Origin of the sequence: Nonomuraea aridisoli (genome assembly GCF_003236395.1) — a bacterium.
Taxonomy (GTDB): domain Bacteria; phylum Actinomycetota; class Actinomycetes; order Streptosporangiales; family Streptosporangiaceae; genus Nonomuraea; species Nonomuraea aridisoli.
Genome location: NZ_POUD01000605.1, coordinates 1 through 882, shown reverse-complemented (window position 1 = coordinate 882; position 882 = coordinate 1). Strand labels below are relative to the sequence as shown.

Sequence of the window (882 nt, the reverse complement as noted above, 5' to 3'; positions counted from 1 at the left end):
GCCCAGCACTACCGGGTGGCGCCGGGGGCGCGGCGATGGCGGTTCTGGTGGGTGCACTTCCAGCCCCGGGCGAGCTGGGCGGAGTGGCTGGCGCCGTACGCCCGCGAGGGCGGTTGTCACCTGGTGACCGGCGTACCGGACGTGGCGTGCGAGCGGATCGCCACGGCTTTCGTCCGCGCCCACCACGACGCCCACTGGAGCCCGGCCACACCCTCGCTCCCGCCGGGCGCGAGCTGGTGCTCGGGGCGGTGGAGGAGGTGGTGGTGCTGGCCACCGCCTCGGCACGGCCCCGCACGGGCACGTCCGAGGAGGGGGACGAACGGATCCGCCGCGTGCTCGCCCTCGTCGCCGCCGACCCGGCCGCGCCGCACTCGGTGGCCTCGCTCGCCCGCGCGGTCGCCCTCTCGCCCTCCCGGTTCGCCCACCTGTTCGCCGAGGAGACCGGCCGCACGCCCATGCGGGTCGTCCGCCAGGTGCGGGTCCGCCATGCGGCGAGCCTGCTGGAGATCACCGACATGGACGTCGGCCAGGTGGCCGCCGCCTGCGGCTTCGTCAGCCCGTTCCACTTCAGCCGCGCCTTCAGGCGCGAGTACGGCGTGCCGCCCCGCGACTACCGCGCCCGCGTGAGGTGAGCCCAGGGGATCAGCACCGGGGGTTCATCGGATGTTCGGGAGGGCGTCTTCCGGTGACCGCTCCACGCAAGAAACAGCAGGTCAGGCTGGCGCGGAAGGTGATACCCCGTCAGGTGAGGACAGCTGTTGATCAGTCGGCGTGCGTTCGTGGCCGGAGGCGTCGGCTTGGGGGCGGCAGCTGTGCTGCGAGGTTCCCCCGCGCGGGCGGCGGTCCGGCGGGGGCGGCTGGCGGAGCCGTTCCGGTTGGGGG

1 protein-coding gene is annotated in these 882 nt (G+C 74.8%); it reads left to right on the top strand.

What is annotated here, in order from left to right; all coding sequences use genetic code 11:
* Positions 1–146 precede the first annotated feature (146 nt).
* On the top strand, positions 147–632 hold the full coding sequence (locus tag C1J01_RS48355; RefSeq protein WP_181449387.1) for a helix-turn-helix domain-containing protein: 486 nt from the start codon (positions 147–149) through the stop codon (positions 630–632).
* Positions 633–882 lie beyond the last annotated feature (250 nt).